General features: G+C 50.1%; 1 pseudogene. It reads right to left on the reverse strand.

Going from position 1 to position 1,141, the window contains the following annotated elements:
- Positions 1-167 precede the first annotated feature (167 nt).
- A pseudogene (locus OKC30_RS20980) lies at positions 168-1,067 on the reverse strand (UDP-N-acetylglucosamine 4,6-dehydratase family protein); the annotation flags it as partial.
- Positions 1,068-1,141 lie beyond the last annotated feature (74 nt).

Consider the following 1,141-nt stretch of genomic DNA (forward strand, 5'->3'; position numbering starts at 1 on the left):
AGGCAGCCTGTCAAGGTATTCGAAGAGTACCGTCAGGCGGCATAGGCGAGTGTCGCACTTCGAAGTTGAATTCGCGGCCAATCTGGTCTAATCAGTTTTTGGTCGTTCAAAAAACAACCAACGATTAAATTAAAAACATGTCTGATGGGGCGCGTAATAATAGAATATTATTGATTTTCAATATAAAAATCGATGTTGTATGTAGGAAGTGGAACCACATTGTCTGTTGGCAGATCACGTTGTTTAGCAAGCCAGACCAGGTCACAGATGCCGTCAGTTGGTTCGAACGCAGCAGGTGCGTGCATCAGAATGTCGCGTACTTTCTGTTGATCAAAGTGGTGACAGGCGTCATCCAGCGAGGCCAGCAAGGGACGCAGCCTTGACCAGGGGAGCCAGCATTCTTGCGCCACCATGATCCTGGGATGTTCTGTACCTCTAGCATCATCCCCAATCAACAATTCCTCATAGAGTTTTTCACCTGGCCGCAACCCCGTCACCTCAATAGCAATGTCGCCATCGGGCCGCAGTTCATCGCGAAGCGTCAGACCGCTAAGACGGATCATACGTTTTGCAAGCTCCATAATCCGGACTGGCTGCCCCATATCGAGCACAAAAACATCTCCCCCCTCCCCCATCGCGCCCGCCTGGATAACCAACTGGGCCGCCTCCGGTATTGTCATGAAGTAGCGAATGATATCGGGATGAGTCAGAGTGATAGGCCCACCTTTGTCTATCTGTTGCCTGAACAGTGGCACCACTGAGCCGGAAGATCCGAGCACATTACCAAAGCGCACCATACAAAAACGGGTTTTGTGCTTTTCACGGGTCAAGGCTTGCAGGATGAGCTCGGCCAAGCGCTTGCTGGCCCCCATGGTGTTGGTTGGGCGTACCGCTTTGTCAGTGGATATCAGTACAAAGGTTTCAACTTCCGCTTCAATGGCTGCTTGAGCAGCATAAAGAGTGCCAAATACATTATTGCGTACCCCTTCTATGATATTGAACTCGACCAAGGGCACATGCTTGTAAGCGGCAGTATGGTAGATAGTCTGGATCCGAAAGCTCTGCATCCGTCATTCCGCACCTGATTTTGCTATTTTCAGTGCTTGACGGCGATCGGCCGTTCTGATCTATTACTCTCTTT

It is taken from the genome of Aeromonas sp. QDB18 (assembly GCF_027705325.1).
Taxonomy (GTDB): Bacteria; Pseudomonadota; Gammaproteobacteria; order Enterobacterales; family Aeromonadaceae; genus Aeromonas; species Aeromonas caviae.